General features: G+C 42.6%; 20 protein-coding genes. 2 read left to right on the forward strand and 18 right to left on the reverse strand.

The genetic code is table 11. The annotated features are described in order from the left end of the window. Window positions 1-187: 187 nt before the first annotated feature. The 8 genes from hisI to NON16_RS22965 are packed head-to-tail and all read right to left on the reverse strand — an operon-like array spanning window position 188 to window position 6,807. The gene (hisI, locus tag NON16_RS22930) at window positions 188-988 is read right to left on the reverse strand and encodes a phosphoribosyl-AMP cyclohydrolase (protein WP_257351735.1); all 801 of its coding nucleotides are present in this window, start codon (window positions 986-988) and stop codon (window positions 188-190) included. Continuing rightward, window positions 985-1,743: an imidazole glycerol phosphate synthase subunit HisF gene (gene hisF, locus NON16_RS22935; RefSeq protein WP_257351736.1), complete on the reverse strand. Its 759-nt coding sequence runs from the start codon at window positions 1,741-1,743 to the stop codon at window positions 985-987. The genes hisI and hisF overlap by 4 nt, the downstream gene beginning before the upstream one ends. A 3-nt stretch (window positions 1,744-1,746) precedes the next feature. After that, on the reverse strand, window positions 1,747-2,481 hold the full coding sequence (gene hisA, locus NON16_RS22940; RefSeq protein WP_257351737.1) for a 1-(5-phosphoribosyl)-5-[(5-phosphoribosylamino)methylideneamino]imidazole-4-carboxamide isomerase: 735 nt from the start codon (window positions 2,479-2,481) through the stop codon (window positions 1,747-1,749). Between the two features lie 4 nt (window positions 2,482-2,485). Next, entirely contained in the window at window positions 2,486-3,115 is a 630-nt protein-coding gene (gene hisH, locus NON16_RS22945) for an imidazole glycerol phosphate synthase subunit HisH (RefSeq protein ID WP_257351738.1), read from the reverse strand. Between the two features lie 4 nt (window positions 3,116-3,119). After that, window positions 3,120-3,713 carry an imidazoleglycerol-phosphate dehydratase HisB gene (hisB, locus tag NON16_RS22950; RefSeq protein ID WP_257351739.1) on the reverse strand — a complete coding sequence of 198 codons (594 nt, stop codon included), beginning with the start codon at window positions 3,711-3,713 and terminating at the stop codon, window positions 3,120-3,122. Between the two features lie 3 nt (window positions 3,714-3,716). Beyond that, window positions 3,717-4,988 (reverse strand): histidinol dehydrogenase, encoded by a 1,272-nt coding sequence (gene hisD, locus NON16_RS22955; protein ID WP_257351740.1) that lies wholly within the window; start codon window positions 4,986-4,988, stop codon window positions 3,717-3,719. Continuing rightward, window positions 4,985-5,629, reverse strand: a complete 645-nt coding sequence (hisG, locus tag NON16_RS22960; RefSeq protein WP_257351741.1) for an ATP phosphoribosyltransferase — start codon at window positions 5,627-5,629, stop codon at window positions 4,985-4,987. Before hisG ends, hisD begins: the two co-directional genes overlap by 4 nt. Then, a complete protein-coding gene (locus NON16_RS22965; protein ID WP_257351742.1) occupies window positions 5,626-6,807 on the reverse strand; it encodes an ATP phosphoribosyltransferase regulatory subunit in 1,182 nt (393 codons plus the stop codon). Before NON16_RS22965 ends, hisG begins: the two co-directional genes overlap by 4 nt. A 321-nt stretch (window positions 6,808-7,128) precedes the next feature. On the opposite strand from NON16_RS22965, the gene cax reads away from it, so the two are divergent. Further along, complete coding sequence (gene cax, locus NON16_RS22970; RefSeq protein WP_257351743.1) at window positions 7,129-8,187, forward strand: calcium/proton exchanger; 1,059 nt, start codon at window positions 7,129-7,131, stop codon at window positions 8,185-8,187. 990 nt (window positions 8,188-9,177) lie between these two features. Here cax and NON16_RS22975 read toward each other — a convergent pair. From NON16_RS22975 to hprK, 6 genes are all read right to left on the reverse strand, one after another. Next, window positions 9,178-9,705 (reverse strand): hypothetical protein, encoded by a 528-nt coding sequence (locus tag NON16_RS22975; RefSeq protein WP_257351744.1) that lies wholly within the window; start codon window positions 9,703-9,705, stop codon window positions 9,178-9,180. 89 nt (window positions 9,706-9,794) lie between these two features. Then, window positions 9,795-10,322 (reverse strand): acyltransferase, encoded by a 528-nt coding sequence (locus tag NON16_RS22980; RefSeq protein WP_257351745.1) that lies wholly within the window; start codon window positions 10,320-10,322, stop codon window positions 9,795-9,797. Then, a complete protein-coding gene (gene ppaX, locus NON16_RS22985) occupies window positions 10,294-10,965 on the reverse strand; it encodes a pyrophosphatase PpaX (protein ID WP_257351746.1) in 672 nt (223 codons plus the stop codon). Before ppaX ends, NON16_RS22980 begins: the two co-directional genes overlap by 29 nt. After that, complete coding sequence (locus tag NON16_RS22990; RefSeq protein ID WP_257351747.1) at window positions 10,962-11,909, reverse strand: nucleoside recognition domain-containing protein; 948 nt, start codon at window positions 11,907-11,909, stop codon at window positions 10,962-10,964. The genes ppaX and NON16_RS22990 overlap by 4 nt, the downstream gene beginning before the upstream one ends. Before the next feature lie 89 nt (window positions 11,910-11,998). After that, window positions 11,999-12,811, reverse strand: a complete 813-nt coding sequence (gene lgt, locus NON16_RS22995) for a prolipoprotein diacylglyceryl transferase (protein ID WP_257351748.1) — start codon at window positions 12,809-12,811, stop codon at window positions 11,999-12,001. 72 nt (window positions 12,812-12,883) lie between these two features. Then, complete coding sequence (gene hprK, locus NON16_RS23000; protein WP_257351749.1) at window positions 12,884-13,819, reverse strand: HPr(Ser) kinase/phosphatase; 936 nt, start codon at window positions 13,817-13,819, stop codon at window positions 12,884-12,886. A 331-nt stretch (window positions 13,820-14,150) separates the two neighbouring features. Between hprK and NON16_RS23005 the strand changes: the two genes are divergently transcribed. Next, window positions 14,151-14,657 carry a GNAT family N-acetyltransferase gene (locus NON16_RS23005; RefSeq protein WP_257351750.1) on the forward strand — a complete coding sequence of 169 codons (507 nt, stop codon included), beginning with the start codon at window positions 14,151-14,153 and terminating at the stop codon, window positions 14,655-14,657. Window positions 14,658-14,747: 90 nt separating this feature from the next. On the opposite strand, the gene NON16_RS23010 is transcribed toward NON16_RS23005, so the two are convergent. The 4 genes from NON16_RS23010 to uvrA form a co-directional block, all read right to left on the reverse strand. Then, window positions 14,748-15,110: a phage holin family protein gene (locus tag NON16_RS23010; protein WP_257351751.1), complete on the reverse strand. Its 363-nt coding sequence runs from the start codon at window positions 15,108-15,110 to the stop codon at window positions 14,748-14,750. Window positions 15,111-15,122: 12 nt separating this feature from the next. After that, window positions 15,123-16,223, reverse strand: coding sequence for a DUF4097 family beta strand repeat-containing protein (locus NON16_RS23015; RefSeq protein WP_257351752.1), 1,101 nt, complete (start codon window positions 16,221-16,223; stop codon window positions 15,123-15,125). A gap of 145 nt (window positions 16,224-16,368) precedes the next feature. Next, on the reverse strand, window positions 16,369-16,728 hold the full coding sequence (locus NON16_RS23020; protein WP_257351753.1) for a magnetosome magnetite crystal formation protein family: 360 nt from the start codon (window positions 16,726-16,728) through the stop codon (window positions 16,369-16,371). 211 nt (window positions 16,729-16,939) lie between these two features. Further along, window positions 16,940-19,822 (reverse strand): excinuclease ABC subunit UvrA, encoded by a 2,883-nt coding sequence (gene uvrA, locus NON16_RS23025; RefSeq protein WP_257351754.1) that lies wholly within the window; start codon window positions 19,820-19,822, stop codon window positions 16,940-16,942.

The raw sequence follows: 19,822 nt of genomic DNA on the forward strand, positions 1-19,822 counted from the left end.
CTAACTAGCTCCTTTCGTAATTATAGCTCTGATTTGGTATGTTGTTGCCTTAAACACAGTATTACCAAATTAACCTACGTTGTTACGAACAGGGGCTAGTTTCGTTCATGATAACTTATACTATAGAAAGTATTTTTATACTTTCTTAACGTGAAACAAAAACGAGAAGGACTTACTCCTCCTCGGCTTATCCAGAATGTCGTTTTTCAAGTACAGAGAGCACGTCATCAAGTGGTAGGTTCTGTTCCCGCAGTAAAACGAGCAAGTGATAAATGAGATCCGCCGACTCCCACGAGAGTTCGTCTTTATCGCGGTTTTTTGCGGCAATAATGACTTCAGACGCCTCTTCCCCAACCTTTTTCAAGATTTTATCGACGCCTTCATCAAAAAGGTACGTTGTATACGCAGCTTCCGGTCGATCCTTTTCCCGTTCAGCAATCACGGATTCCAACTGTGACAAAATCGAAAATCGATCCAATCCCTTTCCAACCCCATCACTAAGTTTTTTCTTTTCATCAAACAGTGATCTACTTTGGTCATCCATATGATCTCCAGCATCTAATAGCGACTCACCTTCACCGATGTTTTCCCCAGCCCTTAATAACGATCCGCCGCCGCTATCTGTTTCCACTTTTCTAGGCTCATCAACACCAGTATTCTCATCGTCACCTACGAGCAACGACTTAACAAAACAACTGAAGCTCCCAGTATGGCATGCCGGTCCAGCTGGTTCCACTAGCACGACTAACGCATCTTGGTCACAGTCGTACCGCAAATCCACAATTCGCTGTGTGTTACCAGATGTTTCACCCTTGTGCCAAAGTTCTTGTCTGGATCGACTATAAAACCACGTCTCACGCGTTTCCATTGATTTTCCGAGTGACTCTTCATTCATGTATGCAAGTGTCAGCACTTCCATACTCTCAACATCCTGAACGATTACAGGAATCAAACCATTCTCATCAAATCGCAGCTCAACTTTATTCATCGTATGATTACCCCCTGTTCTGTTAAAAATTCTTTGACAGCGGTAATCGAGGTTTCTTTATAGTGAAAAATCGAAGCCGCTAAAGCCGCATCGGCATCTGCCGCCGTAAATATTTCATAAAAATCTTCTGCCGTTCCAGCTCCACCTGAAGCGATAACAGGGACAGTAACAGCATCGCGGACGGCTTTCGTTAGCTCCAAATGAAACCCGGCTTTTCCACCATCCCGATCCATACTTGTTAAAAGCAGTTCTCCAGCACCACGTTTCACCGCTTCTTTCGCCCAGTCAATCACTTCCCAGTCGGTTGATCGCTGACCGCCATTCGTATAAACGCGCCAGGAGCCCATCTCTTCATCATACCGGGCATCAATTGCGACAACCATACACTGGGAACCGAAGTATTCAGCACCGAGGGAAATAAGCTCCGGTTCCTTTACCGCTGCTGTATTTAAGGATACTTTATCTGCTCCTGCACGCAAAACTGCTTTTATATCTTCCAAAGAGTTGATACCGCCACCCACTGTAAATGGGATCGCAAGCGTCGCAGCCACCCGCTCAACAAGATCGATGATGATGTTACGTCGCTCATTGGAAGCAGAAATATCGAGAAAAACTAGTTCATCCGCTCCTTGCTCATCGTAAAGTTTTGCCAGCTCAATCGGGTCTCCAGCATCCTTTAAACCTACAAACTGTACTCCCTTTACAACTCGCCCATCCTTGACATCAAGGCAAGGAACAATTCGTTTTGTAATCATACGCTACCCCTTCACCTTCTCCAGTGCTTCCTTAAGTGTAAATTGCTCTGTATACAAAGCCTTTCCGACGATTGCACCAACAATCCCATGATCCCGGTTACTTGCAAGCTTTCCAAGATCATTTAACGAGCTCACACCACCGGACGCAATAATTTCTGCACCTGTCTCGGCAGCGATTTCGTTAATGGCGGAAAGGTTCGGGCCCTTTAACGTTCCATCCCTAGAAATGTCGGTAAAAATGATTGTCCGTGCACCTGCATCAACTAGCTCATTTGCAAGCTCAACAGCCGGAACCTTCGATGTGTTCTGCCACCCTTCTGTTGCGACATATCCATCACGGGCATCAAGTCCGATCGCAATTCGTTCCCCGTACGTTTGCAGCATTTGCTTCGTGAAATCAGGCTTATTCACGGCAATACTTCCGAGAATAACCCGCTCGACCCCATTTTCTAAATAATAACGAATATCCCTCTCAGAACGAATTCCACCTCCAACCTGAACATTGAGGCCTAATTCATTTGCCACTTGTAAAACGTACTTATCGTTCACTTTTTCCGCTGATTTAGCACCATCCAGATCGACCATATGGATCCATCTTGCACCTTCCCCTGCAAACAAACGTGCCATCTCAAAAGGGGAATCCCCATAGACCGTCTCTTGCTCATAATCGCCCTGGTAAAGACGGACACATTTCCCACCACGCATATCAATCGCTGGATATAGCTCAAATTGATTCATATCGTCACCTCTCCCTTACATAGTTGGCGAAATTCCGTAACATCTCTAGACCTGCATCACCGCTTTTTTCAGGATGGAATTGCGTACCGAATATATGATCCTTTCCGACGACAGCCGGGACCTCTTCATAATAATCTGCCGATGCTAACAACACATTACGGTCCTCTGTCTTCACAAAATAGGAGTGTACAAAATAAACGTGATTCGCTGAGAGATTGGATAACAGCTGTGCCTCAGGGTTATGAATAATCAACTCATTCCAACCCATATGAGGAACTTTATACGACAACCCATCTATTGTTGTGCCCGGAATGTGAACGACTCTGCCTGGCAGCAAGTTTAACCCTTTTGTCAAGCCATGCTCTTCACCCTCCTCGAACAAAAGCTGCATCCCGAGACAGATACCAAGAATCGGTTTCCGCTCTTGTACGCTCGTAACGATAAACTCATCCATCCCGTCTTTTCTCAAGGCATGCATCGCGTCCTTAAACGCCCCTACCCCCGGTAAAAGCAGTGCATCCGCTTTCGCTAATTCCTCTTTATTTTCCGATAAAAAATACTCGATTTCTAGTCTTCGTAATGCATTTTGGACCGAATGAAGATTACCCATACCATAATCAATAATTCCAATCATCTATTTAAAGCATCCCTTTCGTTGAAGGTACCCCATTTACACGAGGGTCAACCATCGTCGCTTCATCCAGCGCTCGACCTAACGCTTTAAAAATCGCCTCTATAATGTGATGCGTATTTACACCGTTATGAACAATCACATGCAGGTTCATCCGTGCTTCTAATGCGAGCTTCCACAAAAACTCGTGAACAAGCTCCGTGTCGAACGTTCCCACTTTTTGCGAAGGCAGTGTGGCATTGTATTCCAGGTGCGGTCGATTGCTAAGGTCTACAACCACCTGTGCAAGTGCTTCATCCATTGGAACAAATGCGTTTCCGTAACGTCGAATCCCTTTTTTATCACCAAGAGCTTGTTGAAGCGCCTGACCAAGACAAATGGCTATGTCTTCGGTTGTATGATGGTCATCAATGTCCGTGTCACCTGTTGCATTGACACTCAAATTAAACAATCCATGGCGAGTAAATAAATCGAGCATATGATTCAAAAACGGAACGGGACTATTAATACTAGCTTCACCATTGCCGTCAACTTGAAGTCTTAATTCAATATCTGTTTCATTCGTTTTCCGTTGCAGAGTACTTATTCGTTCCGTTGTCATCGTTTACTCCTCCTCCAACCTTATGTCAATTGCTCGTGCATGGGCCTCAAGACCTTCAAGCCTTGCAAGCTTGCTAATCTTTTTACCATGATCATAAAGTGCATCGGTACTATAATAAATTACGCTTGTTTTCTTTAAATAGTCATCAACACTTAATGGACTTGAAAAACGGGCTGTCCCACTCGTCGGGAGCACGTGATTTGGACCCGCAAAATAGTCTCCAACTGGCTCTGCACTATTTTTGCCAATAAAAACAGCACCTGCATGCTTTATTTTCCCTAGGAGTTCAAATGGTTCATAGGCTACAAGCTCCAAATGCTCTGGCGCCAATTCATTAACAGCAGCAATCGCCTCATCCTCAGATGCAGCAAGATAAATGACCCCATTACTGATTACAGAAGCCTCAGCAATTTCCCTGCGCGGCAAGCTTTCTAACTGTCGAATCACCTCTTTAGACGTTTCCTTTGCTACTTTAGAAGAGGTCGTCACAAGAATAGAAGTAGCGAGTTGGTCATGTTCAGCCTGAGATAAGAGGTCAGCAGCAAGGTGTTCCGGGTTCGCTGTTTCGTCCGCGTAAATAACGATCTCACTAGGACCAGCGATCATGTCAATGCCTACAAGTCCGAAGACTTCTCGTTTCGCTAGAGCAACGTAAATGTTTCCTGGCCCGACGATTTTATCAACAGCAGGAATACTCTCTGTGCCATACGTCATTGCACCGATTGCCTGTGCACCGCCAACCTTGTAAATTTCAGTGACACCACCTTCATTTGCTGCAACAAGGACACTTGCTGGTAGGCTCCCATTTGAATCTGGCGGAGAAACAAGGGCAATGCGCTCGACTCCGGCAACCTTAGCTGGAATAACCCCCATCAAAACCGAGGAGGGATACTGAGCGGTTCCACCAGGTACATAAACACCGACTGAATCAATCGCGGTTACCTTTTGTCCGAGAACTGTCCCATCCTCTTTCGTCATCATCCACGATTGCCTCATCTGTTTCTCATGATAGGAGTGGATATTCGCAGCCGCTTCCCGAAGGATCTCGATAACCTCTTCATCGATTGAATCATAGGCGTGCTTAATTTCACCCTCACTAACCTTGAGGGATTCGAGCTTAGCACCATCAAATTCCTCCGTTAATTCAATTAAAACGTCATCTCCTTCCTTTTTTACACGTTCCAAAATGGCCTGAACCGTTTTTCGCTGTTCATCGGTTCCGTTGTCTAAACTTCGCCGTTGTATCTTTTCCCCATCGAGGGTCCTAATCTTCATATGACTCTCTCCTTTTGCACGATAACCTTTTCTAACCGCGTTACCATCTCATCGATTACCGTTGCTTTCATTCGATAGCTAACTGGATTGACGATGAACCGCGAAGTAATGTCAGTAATTTTTTCTGTCTCAACCAATCCATTTTCGTCCAGAGTCCGCCCTGTTGAAACAATGTCGACAATTCGATCCGCTAAGCCAATTAACGGGGCGAGCTCAATGGAACCATTCAATTTAATGATTTCAACTTGTTTACCTTGGGATCGAAAATAGGCAGAAGCCACATTCGGATATTTCGTTGCAATCTTTGGTGCAACTGGATCGAGCTCTGTATTCGGAAGACCCGCCACAGCCAGATGGCATTGAGAAATGTAGAGATCGAGCACTTCATACACATCCCGTTTTTCCTCAAGCATGACGTCCTTGCCGGCAATCCCAACATCAGCCACACCATGCTCCACATACGTCGGAACATCCATCGGTTTTGCTAATATAAATCGTAGTTCTGCTTCCTCAATATCAATGATCAGCTTACGGGAATCCTCAAACTCAGGGGGCAGCGGATAATCGGCCTCTCTTAATAACTGCACAGCCTCTTCGAAAATCCTTCCTTTTGGCATTGCAATCGTAAGCGGTTCAGTCATCGTTTCCCCTCCTTCTTACTACCGATAAAATATGTCACATCTGAAAATGTCTCCGTGAATGCATCAAGGTCCTTAACCCCTTTTAAATCCTGTAAAACAACCTGTATACCATCCTTCCTTTTATCCACCGAAAAAGCAATGGCTTCCTTTCGATGCTCCTCTGTAAAAATCACACACTGCGAACTCCTACCTTGTTCTTTAGGTTGTAATGCTTCAATTAAATAATCGAGGTGAACCCCAAAACCAGTTGCCTGTGCCTCAATATTAAATTTAGAAAGCAATGTATCATATCGTCCTCCATTACTGATCGGAAAACCTAGCTCCTCGGCATATCCTTCGAAAACAACCCCTGTGTAATATGTCATATGGCTGACAAGCGTTAAATCAAGGAGAATGACGTCTGAGACACCATAAGCTTCCAGAAATTCGCGAAGCATGGTTAGCTCTTCGATCGCTTGGTAGCCTGGAGTTGAGGAAATCAGTTCCTCGGCACGTTCGAGAATTGAAGCATCCCCTCTTAATTGTAAAAAGTCCAATAATCTACGTTGATCAATTGAGGAGAGCGGCAATTGCTTTACATGTTGCCGGTACCCTACATAATTCTTTTCATAAAGGAATCGCTTAAGTCTCCTAACACGACTGTCATTTCCAAGAATCTCTTTAAATAGTGCATCGACAAAACCGAGGTGACCGACCGCAACTTGAAAATGATCGAGCCCTGCCTGTTGAAGTGTATCTGTCATAAGCGCGATCACCTCACCATCTGCACTAACCGTTCCATCCCCTATTAGCTCGATGCCGAATTGTTCAAATTCTGCTGGACGTCCACCTTCTTGTTGTTGAGCCCGAAACACTTTCGCCATATAGGCGAGTCGCATCGGAAGCGCTTCGGATTGAAGACTTGACGCGGCAACTCTGGCAATCGGCGCTGTCATATCAGGCCTTAGTACGAGCGTCTTCCCTTCCTGATCGAGGAGTTTAAAAAGCTGCCGATCAAGCGTAGCCGATGCTTCACCTACAGTATCGTAATACTCAAGCGTTGGTGTATCCATAAACCGGTATCCCCATTGACGTACCGCTTCCTCCATTGTCACACGGACATTTGATTTGACCTCATATAAGTCTGGCAGCGTATCACGCATACCAAGTGGTTTTTCAAAAACTAACGGTTTCGCCATCTCACTCACCCCTTGATAAAAGTTCATCTATATAAATACTTTAATTCGCTAATATACTAACAAGATAAAGACTTAATATGTAGTTTATCTTTCATGCCTAGACACGTCAACCAAAAAATTCGCCCCTTCCTATTATATTTACCCTTAACTCCTTGAATTTAAATTAGTAACATGGGTTTTGTTTTCTAAATTTTTTGTAATGAGATCCCTATTATTGAAACAGCCTCTTATAATACGGATAATAATGAGATAAAATGAAAATGTTACTAAAAGTACGTGTTCAAAAACAACCTCTAATAGGTAAGGAAAGAAGGTGTTGTGATGTTTAATAAACTATTCTTCATTGCCATTTTAGTTGGGGTTCCGCTGTCCGTTGCTGGAAACCTGCTGCACTGGCCTCAAGCAATCATGTTTATCGTATTCTGCCTAACCATTGTTGCTCTTGCGGCGTATATGGGACGCGCAACCGAAAGCTTAGCAATTCATTCTGGACCCCGGATCGGCGGACTGCTGAATGCTACATTTGGGAATGCCGTTGAACTTATCATCTCTATTTTCGCGTTAAAAGCAGGGTATATTTCCATTGTTCTAGCTTCACTTACAGGCTCAGTGCTTGGAAATCTATTGCTTGTGGGGGGATTGTCGTTCTTCATCGGAGGCCTTAAATTCAAGCAACAAAAATTTAATGTTCATGATGCCAGACATAATTCCGCACTCCTTATGTTCGGTGTGGTCGTTGCGTTTGTATTTCCAGAAATTTTCAGTATGAACCTCGATGATACAGACTCTCTCACACTAAGCATCTGGATCTCTGCAATCCTAATTGCCCTCTATTTAGGTGGACTCTTTTTCAAACTGGTTACACATAGAGGGGTCTACAGTCAGGAAGGTGGAGACGAAGATACCCATGAGGAGGAAGCTGAATGGAGTCTAAAGAAGGCACTGACGATTCTGGCATTAGCTACAGTAGCGGTTGCCTATGTCAGTGAGGCTCTTGTTCATACATTTGAAGCGGTTGGTGAACAATTTGGCTGGAGTGAGGTCTTTATTGGAGTAATTATTGTTGCTATTGTCGGTAACGCAGCTGAACACGCTTCAGCAATCATTATGGCTTATAAAAATAAGATGGACATAGCAGTCGAAATTGCGGTCGGTTCAACATTGCAGATTGCAATGTTTGTTGCACCTTTACTCGTCCTGCTCTCATTACTGTTTCCAACTCCGATGGCACTTGTGTTTACAGTCCCCGAGCTCGTGAGTATGGTTCTTGCCGTCCTCTTAACGAATTCCATCGCAAATGACGGTGACACGAACTGGTTTGAAGGCGCCACACTACTCGCCGCCTATCTTATCATGGGGGTCGGATTTTATTTGCTTTAGATTGGGTTAACGAGGGTTCGTTCAGTAGGTAAGTAAAAGCCAGAGTGGGGTCACTTCCACTCTGGCTTTTTTCGTGCCGATGTTATTTGGTCTATTTGTGCAGGTCGAGCAGTTCAAGATAAATTCTAATAAGGATGGATTTCCAATTGAGGAAACACATCCCACTCTACTGTTTAATGTTTAATTGCTAACCTCTTGCTGTAAAATCGTAAGAAAGTACAACAAATGATCAGATCAAAGTGGACACCCATTTACCAAATGAAGAAAGTAGTGTATTCTTGTCCATACGTTAGTCCTTTATTTGGGATTTGGACAGGAACACCGCCTGTACATCCATTGTAAAGGATTTTTTCATGTCTAAACCATATATTTTTTGAGGATATTTAAAATCTTCAAAAATAATTAATGCAGCGCTAGTGTAGCCCCCTAAACAATGAAAAAATCATCCAGGTTGATCCTGAGACTACCAGATTAGACGTATACATTCTGAGTTGTGCATGTGTTTTTTGAGATGAAATCTTATTTTCGAGTTGCAATCGTATTTCTTGAGTTATGATCGTATTTTTCGAGTTGCGATCGTATTTCTTGAGTTACGATCGTATTTTTCAAGTTGCGACCGTATTTCTTGAGTTGCGACCGTATTTTTCAGATACAAGATTAGGAAACCATTACATACTAACAATATTGAGGATTGAGACCGTCAATCCTCCTTTTTAGAGCCCTTTTTATAAATTTTGATTCGGGTTTTTGAAAAAAACGATTTTATTGGAGGAATTTTATTATTTAATTTAGTTATCGGGGAGATAAGAAAGTGGGTTATCGGCGGATTCCTCACTCTATGTCCTGTCCGAACCGTTTCTTCATTCATCTTGAATTACCTGAACTACTGCAATTTTTTATCAAAGTTATCCACAGCTTTAAGATTTTATAGTTCTAGACCACAATCGAAGAAAGGTTGACTCGAATAGAGCCAACCTTTCTCATTTCCACCTATTTATAGACCAAATTCACATAACGGTGCACGAATCGGCGAATTTCACGTTCCTGAAAATAGTAATGGAATTGGCATCGATGTGCATTTTTAAAGTAACTGAATTCTGTTTTCAAATAACGTTCAAGCTGTTTACGATGAATATGCACGACAAGCTCATTATTTTGAAACGGTACGACAATTTTCAAAACCGTTATATAATGTAACTCTTTGAAAAGGTACACAAGGTTATCGAGTAAAAGCTTACCGATCTTCATTTTCGAACCAAAATAATGATCATAGTCATCAAGGAATTCTGGTGAAACGTGATCAACATTCTCAAAACGAACGACAGCTTCTTTTCCATTCCAATATGCATCCCTTATATAATCACTACCGCGTAATCGTGATACAGCTGACAAAAAGAAAAAACGATCCTGTTGTTCATGTTCTTCTTCGACTTTTTTGGCATTCGGACGAATCAACGCGTCGCACATTCTAAACTCTCCATTTATGTAGACCATTGACATTCTCTTTTTTGGTTCCATATGACACCCCACCTTTTCACATTAATAAACATCAGTGCAACTAAGTTTCATCTGCACTAACGCTTGGTTTCGCCAAGTTTATTCTATTTCTATATATCGTCGGTATTGGACATTAGTTTACGCTTGTCCATTTCCTCTCTCGTGTAAATTAATTTCATCGGATTCCCACCAACAAACGCTCCTGCAGGGACATCCTTATGGACAAGAGTTCCTGCTGAAACAACGGCCTGTTCCCCAATCGTAACACCAGGTAAAATCGTGCTGTTTGCGCCAATCATTACTTCATCACCGATTATAACATCTCCGAGACGATATTCCTCAATTAAATATTCGTGAGCGAGAATGGTCGTATTATACCCAATAATGGAGTTACGTCCAATTGAGATCCGCTCAGGGAACATTATATCAACCATCACCATTAATGCAACAGCTGATTGTTCACCGACCTCCATCTTTAGGAACCGGCGATACAACCAATTCTTTAATGCAATGATCGGCGTATAACGAGCAATCTGGATCACAATAAAGTTTTTCAATACTTTTACAAAAGGAACTGTCTTATAGATCTGCCAGAGAGCATTGCCTCCCTTAACAGGATAACGTTCGGTCTTCCTCATTATACGTCACTCCCAGAACCTTTAGTAAGTCTGGCATTGCTTCAAGCATAATATCTGGATTATAGTTTTCGAGATAGGCTCTTCCTTTAAGTGTCCAAGCGACTGCTGCAGTCAATGTACCCGCATTTTGGCCAGCTTCAATATCGTAACGGCTATCACCGACCATAATTGCAGAACTAATGTCAGATTGAAGCTTGTCCAACGCACGATGAACGGGTTCCGGATCCGGCTTTGCATGCTCAACGTCATCAAGGGTAACGATTGTTGTGAAATAGGCACTTAAACCAGTAAGCTCTAAACCTAACTCTGCCGCATCCCTCATTTTTGTCGTCACAACCCCAAGCTTAAATCCTTTATCATGTAGCATCTTCACCGTTTCAACTACACCCTCAAAAGCATGAACATACTCCTCATGATGGGCAAGATTATGTTCTTTATACGTCTTTACAAGCGAATCAACCTGACCTTCATCGACTGTTTTAAAACTATCGACAAGAGGCTGACCGATGAATGCGATAATATCCTCTCTAGTAAAACGACCAGGATAATAGCGTTCCAATGTATGAGAAAAGGAAGCGATGATCAACTCGTTCGTGTTAATCAACGTCCCGTCCAGATCAAATAAGATTGTATCAATTTTCATAAATTAGCTTCCTTCCGATGTTCTACTTTTTGTGCATCTACACGCTTCCAAACCCATGCAACAAGCATCGTCAAAATTATAGCAACCACAAGTCGAATGACCAACAGCGGCCAAATCGGAATTCCGAGTGGTATAAAGATCAGTGTATCCTCAATGACAGCATGACAGGCAACGAGAAAGATGAATGCAAGATACAAATCCTTCTTTTCAACACCGTCCTCTTTAACAGCCTGAATCATAACACCTGCTCCATATGCCAGGCCAAAAGCAATCCCTGCAGCGAGTGTAGTCGATGTGTTTTCTTTCATTCCAAGCGCTCTCGTAACCGGAGACATCCACTTAGAAAAGACATTCAGCCATTTCAGGTCCTTCATGATTTGGATAAAAATCATCAGCGGAATAACAATGGCCGCAAGCTGAAGAATACCAACTAATCCCTTTTCAATTCCGAGCCAAATAATATTCCAAACCCCGGATACATTCTGCTCTGTAGAAGAAATGAACCCATAAACAGCCTGTTCTGATCCACCGTTCCAAATAAGAGAAATTGCAACCCCCGTAAAGAGTGCCAGGCCGATACGTACAACAAGCACAACCCACATTTTGATACCGACCTTCGCAGCGACGGTCGATTCGATGAGTAGATTATGAGAAAAGGATAGCATCACTGCAAGTATGAAGACTTCCTTTACCGTTAAATCAAGACTCAGAATCGCACCAATCCCTGCGTACAGGTTCAGGAAGTTCCCTATAACAAGCGGTAAGGCAGCTTCTCCTGATAACCCGATCCAAGACATCAATGGTTCGGCTAATTTTACAAGCCAATCCATGATCGGGGTCTGACTGAGAATCGTCACAAGTAGGGTAATCGGAAAAATTACTTTCCCGAGCGTCCATGTTGTTTCAAGCCCCACCAATATTCCCTTTTTCAATGTGTTTAGCATACAGACCACACACTCCCCTTGCTGTACTCTCTCTTTTGCTGTTCCATTTATCCGGTAATCACAATGAGTTTAAAACATCCCGTACTTTATTACAGCTCTTCGTATTGTTTTTTCGCCAATCCGCTTTTGCGACGGTAAGCAATCAAGATCAGACTGAGAGCAATTAACACTATGGAAATCACCTGTGCAACACGTAGAGAATCAGTTAGCATAAGGCTATCTGTTCGCATTCCCTCAATGAAAAACCGGCCGACTGAATACCAGATGACGTAGCTTAAAAACACCTCACCGCGACGTGGGTTGAATCGTCTTAGCACAAGCAACATTACAAAACCTAGCAAATTCCAGAGCGACTCATATAGGAACGTAGGATGATAGTACGTTCCATTTATGTACATCTGATCGATAATCCAATCGGGTAAATAAAGGCCCTCTAAGAATGCCCGGCTTACTTCACCGCCATGCGCTTCCTGATTCATAAAATTACCCCAGCGGCCGATTGCCTGACCAAGGATAATACTAGGTGCCGCAATATCTACAAGCTTCCAGAATGATAGTTTTTTGATTTTCGTAAAAACATAAGCCGTTAACACAGATCCAATCAAGGCTCCATGAATAGCGATTCCACCTTCCCAAATGGCGAAAACATCACCAAGATGGTTTTTATAATAGTCCCATTCAAACGCAACATAATAAATTCTCGCAGAAAGAATCGCGATCGGAACCGCGTAAAGCACAACATCGACAAAGACATCTTTATCCATCCCAAGCCTTCTTGACTCTCTGACGGCCAGGAAAAGCCCGAGCAATGCTCCAAACCCGATAATAATTCCATACCAATATACTGTTAATGGCCCTAGTTCAAAGGCCACTCTGTCTAAAGGCTGAATATCCGAAACCATTTAAGTTCCTCCTATTATTAAAAATCAGTCACGTCCTATGATAACATCGATCTCCCTAACTTCTTGTAAGCCCTAAAAATCATCGGGCTCTGTTGAATCTAATACTTGATTCAGTTTATCTGAGAATTGCTGTGCTGCGTTTACGCCCATCTTCTTCAGACGGAAATTCATCGCTGCAACTTCAATAATTACAGCAAGGTTCCGTCCAGGACGAACAGGAATGGTTACCCTTGGCAAGTCGCAATCAATAATTTTCATTGTTTCTTCATCCAAGCCAAGTCGATCGTAGGCTTTTTTCGGATCCCATGTTTCTAGATTTATCGTCAATGCAATCTTTTTATACGTACGAATCGCACCCGCACCAAACAATGTCATTACATTGATAATACCGACCCCGCGGATTTCAAGCAAATGCTGAATCAAATCGGGCGCACTCCCAATTAACGTTGTTTCATCCTCTTGGCGAATATCAACAGAATCATCCGCAACAAGTCGGTGACCCCGTTTAACAAGCTCAAGTGCGGTTTCACTTTTACCAACACCGCTTGAACCCGTAATAAGTATGCCAATTCCGTATATTTCGACGAGTACACCATGTATGGCCGTCGTTGGAGCAAGCTTACTTTCTAGATAATTCGTTATCCGGCTGCTTAAACGTGTCGTTGTCAGCTGGGATCGCATCAACGGGATACCTATTTCTTCGGTGGCCTCTGCAAGCTCTGGTGGAATCTCCATTTCACGCGAAATAACAATACCAGGAGTTTGTTCAGTACAAAGCCTTCGGAGTCGCTCTCTCCTTATTCGTGCATCCAAACCATTGACAAAAGAAAGCTCTGTTTTACCGAGCAACTGAAGTCGATCTGCCGGATAATAGGCAAAATAACCAGCCATTTCTAGACCAGGCCTCGAAAGATCACTTGTTGCGATCGTGCGATTGATTCCCTCCACCCCACTAACAAGTTCAAGCTGAAACTTATCAATTAAATCTTTTATTTGTACGTTTGCCATTCTGATTGTCACTCCCACTATTAAAGAAAACTAAACAAAGCCAAGCTAAGCGCAGGCTGAATCGCATCTATGCAGCAAATTGTATACTAGTAAACATACAAGCGTATGTACGACCTTTATTTTAGCATGATTTTGAAGTCCATGCCCTACTTACACTTTTTTTACCAAAAACATCAAGGAATTATGATGAATTAAACGAATTGTTGTACGATGGAATTAGATTGTGTGATCATGAGTACTGGGTCAGCTGAAAAGTGTTTCCTTACTAACTAGGCTAAACTTATTATAGGCATAAAGTCGAGCAAAATTTAATGATAGGGGAACGAAAATAATGATAAAGATGAACCTTAATGATCCTGAACAACTGGTAGAGCTGCACAGTTTACAACACGCTTCTTACAAAATCGAGGCTGAACTAATAGGTTTTGCGGACATTCCACCATTATTAGAAACAGCTGATGATCTGAAAAATTGTGGGGAAACGTTTTATGGATATAAGGAAGATGGAAAACTAGCTGGGGCGATCGCTGTTTCGAATGAGGAAGGACTTTGCACAATTTGCCGACTCATCGTCCACCCAGACTTTTTCCGCCGAGGGATTGGCAGTGTGATGGTCAGCTATGTTTGCGAACACCTATCATGTAAAAAATTCATCGTCTCAACTGGTACCGAAAATCACCCTGCGAGACGTTTATACGAAAAACACGGTTTTACCCATATAAGGGATGAGGAGTTAGCAGGTCTTGAATTAGTGATCTCCCATTATGAGAAGACTGGGAACGGCATCAATGTTGATGAAAACAAAGGTGAATCGAGCAGTAATGAGGGATCTCTATAAATTTGTTGTTGGTATTTTTATACTTTCTTAACGTGTAAGAATAAATTGGGGATGACATAAAATGTCACCCCCTACACATCTATCTTACCTTTATTTTTGTTGCAGTGGTTTTACGATAATATTGTTAATCAACAAGTTTAATAGTGAAATAATGATCGAAGCTATGAGCGCCATCCCGAATCCGGAAATTTCAAATGAATCGCCCATTATCCAGGCTGTTAAATTCAATGTCACTGCGTTAATTACAAACAGAAACAATCCGAGGCTAAGTACGGTTACAGGCAACGTCAAAATTACAAGGATCGGCTTGACAATAACATTCATTACCGAGAGCAATAGACTGGCGATCACTGCTGCCCCGATTCCTGATAAATAAAACGATTCACTAAAGAATCCGGCAACAACCATTAATACAACTGTGTTGACAACTAAAGAAATCAACCAACCCTTCAAGCCGCTTCCTCCTTATCTATTTCCAATTGAAATCGAACCAGTCTTTGCCTCCGCCTCGATCTCATAAGTTATCGGTGCACCATCGTTTGCGATAAAGTTCATTCGCTTCTGTACAACCTCTTTGCTCTCCTTTAAAATTTCTACTTGATCAAGACTGCAGTTTAAACTACCAAGTGTTGCCTTCATATTCCCATCGACCTTCAACCCTTCAGGTATAAACATTTCAATTTTTCCTGCAACCGTTTTTAGCGAAGCCTTGCCAGCTTGTGCATCATCGAGGGTAAAATTAATTGCCCCATTTAACGTCTCTGCCTCCACGTCCTCATAGCTGCCATTCAACCGAATTGTACCATTTAACGTCTCGAGCTTCGATTCAGTCCACTTTCCATTTTCTATATTAATTTTGCCATTAGAGGTCGATGCATTCAACACTTTTCCTTCAACCTTGCTTAGAGTAACTGCTCCGTTTGAAGTGCGTACATTTGCTTTGTTTGTCTGAAGATCCACTGCTGTGATTGCACCATTCGAAGTTCTCAGCTGAATTTCATCATACATTTTCGTCGGAACATACATGTGAGCATGAACCTTCAGCTTGTTCTCATCGACAATGAACTGAAGCTCCCCGGATCCAATTGCAAATCGGACATTGTTCATAAAGTACGCTTTCGCATCCTCTTGTGTTTGCACCCTATAAACCGATGCTTGGCACTCCACTCTTACACTCTCTTCTTCCCAAGGGCGTAACTGGATTCCACCATTAATAATTTGCATCTTGATCCGGTCGATCTCACTCACATTTTCCTGAAAAACATGATCAACCTGGAAAGACTGACCGAAATTCAAATCGAAATCTGTGTCTTTCAATTTTGTTACTACCTTATCAAAAAAGCTTGAAAACTTGCTAACTGTCGAACTTTCTTTTTTCGGACGATCCCGATGTTCATTATGAGACGGCCCGCTTTCAACATCTTCAGTTACATGCTTAGATAGTTCCGTCGAGTCTTTTTGATCGATAGGCTCTGTATTACCAATTGTTTTTAAAAGTTCAACCGCTTCGGCAGATGTAATCTTTCCTTCATCCAGCATGCGCAAAATCATTTTCCGCTCTTCCATACCGCACTCCCCTTTTCTCAGATCCTCTTAACTTACTATGCGAACATTTAGCCTAACAGAAGGTGATTTTCACATTTTCAAAAGTTTCTTGCACGTTAAGAAAGTATAAAAATACTTTCTATAGTATAAGACGCTTCCGCTTTTGTTAAAACGTGGACGAATCTAAATGGTCTACTGGCTTCATTCGACCACTTTTCGAATGCCCTCTTTTTAAAATTTTCATGCCAATAACTACATTCATCGTAACAACGCTTATCGCGACTCCACCAAATAAAATGATGCATGTGATCGTCACACCATTGAATATTTGTCCTAGTTCAAAGAATGTAATCGATAAAAGCGCAAGTGAAACAATTGGGATCAAATGCAACCACAGTGCTTTACGCGCATGCTCCTGCACTCCCTTATCCTCGCTTGTTAGATAAATAATGGCCGCCACCAAAAAAGGTGCACAAAATATACTGAGATAGCTAATTGATGAAATGACCCGATCAGACCAAGACACCTTACTCTCCTCCATTCTGACCCCTGTAACAGGTACTCTTTTATAAATTTATGTATATTACTTTTTACCTTTCAATTGGAACAAAATTCAATCCCCTTTTTTCTTTTCGACACAAAAAGGAAAAAGCCTTCTAAGTTAGACTTAAAAGGCTTAATTCGCACACAAATAAGGGTTCGAATAATAGGGTTTTATGCTTCCTATACGAAAGGCGTTATTTCGCTACTGATTCTTTGGATTCTTCCTTTTCAAACTTCTTTTCCATCCGCTTACGATCACGTTTCAAAACCGGTGCTAAATATTTTCCAGTATAGGACTCTTTCGTTTCAGCGATTTGTTCAGGTGTTCCCGTTCCGACGATCATCCCACCTTTATCTCCGCCTTCAGGACCAAGGTCAATAATATGATCCACGGTTTTAATTACATCAAGGTTATGTTCAATAACAAGTACAGAATCCCCGTTTTCAACGAGTCGTTGTAACACCGTTAACAAGCGGGCGATATCGTGAACATGGAGGCCTGTTGTCGGCTCATCTAAAATGTAAAGTGTTTTTCCCGTTGCACGTTTATGCAATTGGGAGGCAAGCTTAACCCGTTGTGCTTCTCCACCGGAAATCGTCGTTGAAGATTGACCGAGTTTGATATATCCTAGGCCAACATCAAGCATCGTTTGTACCTTTCGTTTGATTTTCGGAATGTTTGCAAAGAACTCGACCGACTCTTCAACCGTCATTGCCAAGATATCGGCAATGTTCTTGCCTTTGTATTTCACCTCAAGCGTCTCCCGGTTATAGCGCTTTCCATGACAGATTTCACAAGGAACATACACATCTGGCAAGAAATGCATCTCGATCTTAATAATTCCGTCTCCACGGCACGCTTCACAACGTCCACCTTTTACATTAAAAGAGAAACGACCTTTTTTATAGCCGCGCATTTTCGCTTCATTCGTCTGTGCAAAGACATCACGAATATCATCAAAAACACCGATGTATGTGGCAGGATTTGAGCGTGGTGTCCGACCAATCGGTGACTGATCTATGTCGATAACTTTATCGATGTGATCCAAGCCTTCAATCTTCTTATGCTCACCGGGCTTATCCTTTGCTCGATGAAGCTTTTGTGCAATAGCTTTATAAAGGATCTCATTCACGAGCGTGCTTTTCCCTGAACCTGATACGCCTGTCACCCCAGTGAAGAGACCGATTGGTATATCAACCTTTACGTTTTTTAGGTTGTTTTCGGTCGCTCCTTTAATCGTCAATTTACGACCATTGGGTTTTCTACGTTCAACGGGTATTGGGATGAATCTTTTACCAGATAAATAGTTCCCAGTTAACGAATTTTCATCGTCCATAATTTCCTGTGGTGAGCCTTGAGATGTAATTTTCCCACCATGAGCACCAGCACCAGGACCGATATCAATAATGTAATCTGCAGCAAGCATCGTATCCTCATCATGCTCGACGACAATTAACGTGTTACCGAGTCTACGCATATCCTCTAGGGTATTAATTAACCGGTCATTATCCCGCTGATGCAAGCCGATCGAAGGTTCGTCCAAAATATAGAGTACACCTGTTAAGCGAGAACCAACTTGTGTCGCTAAGCGGATCCGTTGAGCTTCGCCACCCGAAAGTGTCCCTGCTGAACGACTAAGCGTTAAGTAATCGAGACCCACATTAACAAGAAATCCGAGTCTGTCATTAATTTCTCGTAAAATCAACCGACCAATTTGCATTTCCTTTTCCGTTAGCTCTAGCCCGTTAAAGAAGCTCTGAGCCTCTTTTATCGACATTTTGGTTACTTGACCAATATGATGCTCCTGAATCAAGACAGATAATGCTTCTGGCTTTAATCGATGCCCACCGCAAGAAGGGCAAGGCTTCCGAGCCATATATCCTTCCATCTGTTCACGAATATAATCGGAACTCGTCTCATGGTAACGACGCTTAATGTTCGGAACGACACCTTCAAATAAGATCTTATTTTCACGAACTTGGCCAAAATCATTTTCATACCGGAAGTGGATCTTATCTTTCCCACTTCCATATAACACTTTGTCAAGCTGAGGTTTCGGTAACTTGTCCAGTGGGACCTCCATATCGATTCCATAATGATTACATACACTTTTCAGTAGCTGTGGGTAATATTGTGAGCTTTGTGGAATCCATGGCGCAATTGCATTTTCTGCAAATGATAAACCCCAATCAGGAATGACAAGTTCAAGGTCTACTTCAAGCTTTGTCCCAAGACCGTCACAACTCGTACATGCGCCGAACGGACTGTTGAATGAAAATAAACGAGGCTCAAGCTCCCCAATTGAGAATCCACAGTGTGGACATGCATGATGCTGACTAAACAACAATTCTTCTTCACCGATCACATCGACAATGACTTTACCGTCCGCGATGTTCAACGCTGTTTCAAGGGAATCCGCTAAACGGGTCTCGACGCCTTCTTTCACTACAATTCGGTCGACAACAATCTCTATAGAGTGTTTCTTGTTCTTCTCAAGCTTAATTTCTTCACTCACATCTTGAATTTCACCATCCACACGAACTCGGACATACCCCTGCTTTTTAATATCTTCAAAAATCTTGACATGTTCACCCTTACGACCAGAAACAACTGGTGCAAGAATCTGCATCTTCGTTCGTTCTGGACTCTCCATAATCCGATCGACCATCTGTTGCACTGTTTGTGACGTGATCTCAACACCATGGTTCGGGCAGACCGGTCTCCCAATCCGCGCAAACAACAGGCGAAGATAATCATAAACTTCGGTAACAGTACCGACAGTTGATCGCGGGTTCTTACTCGTTGTTTTCTGATCAATCGAGATTGCTGGAGAAAGGCCTTCAATCGAGTCTACATCAGGTTTATCCATTTGTCCGAGAAACTGCCGGGCATATGCAGATAGTGACTCTACATAACGGCGTTGTCCTTCCGCATAGATCGTATCGAAGGCAAGCGACGACTTCCCTGAACCTGAAAGCCCCGTCATCACAACAAGTTTATTGCGAGGAATCGTTACATCGATATCTTTTAAATTATGTTCCCGTGCGCCTTTTATCGTAATGTTTTCGTTTAACAT

It is taken from the genome of Pseudalkalibacillus decolorationis (assembly GCF_024609785.1).
GTDB classification, from domain to species: Bacteria; Bacillota; Bacilli; order Bacillales; family Fictibacillaceae; genus Pseudalkalibacillus; species Pseudalkalibacillus decolorationis.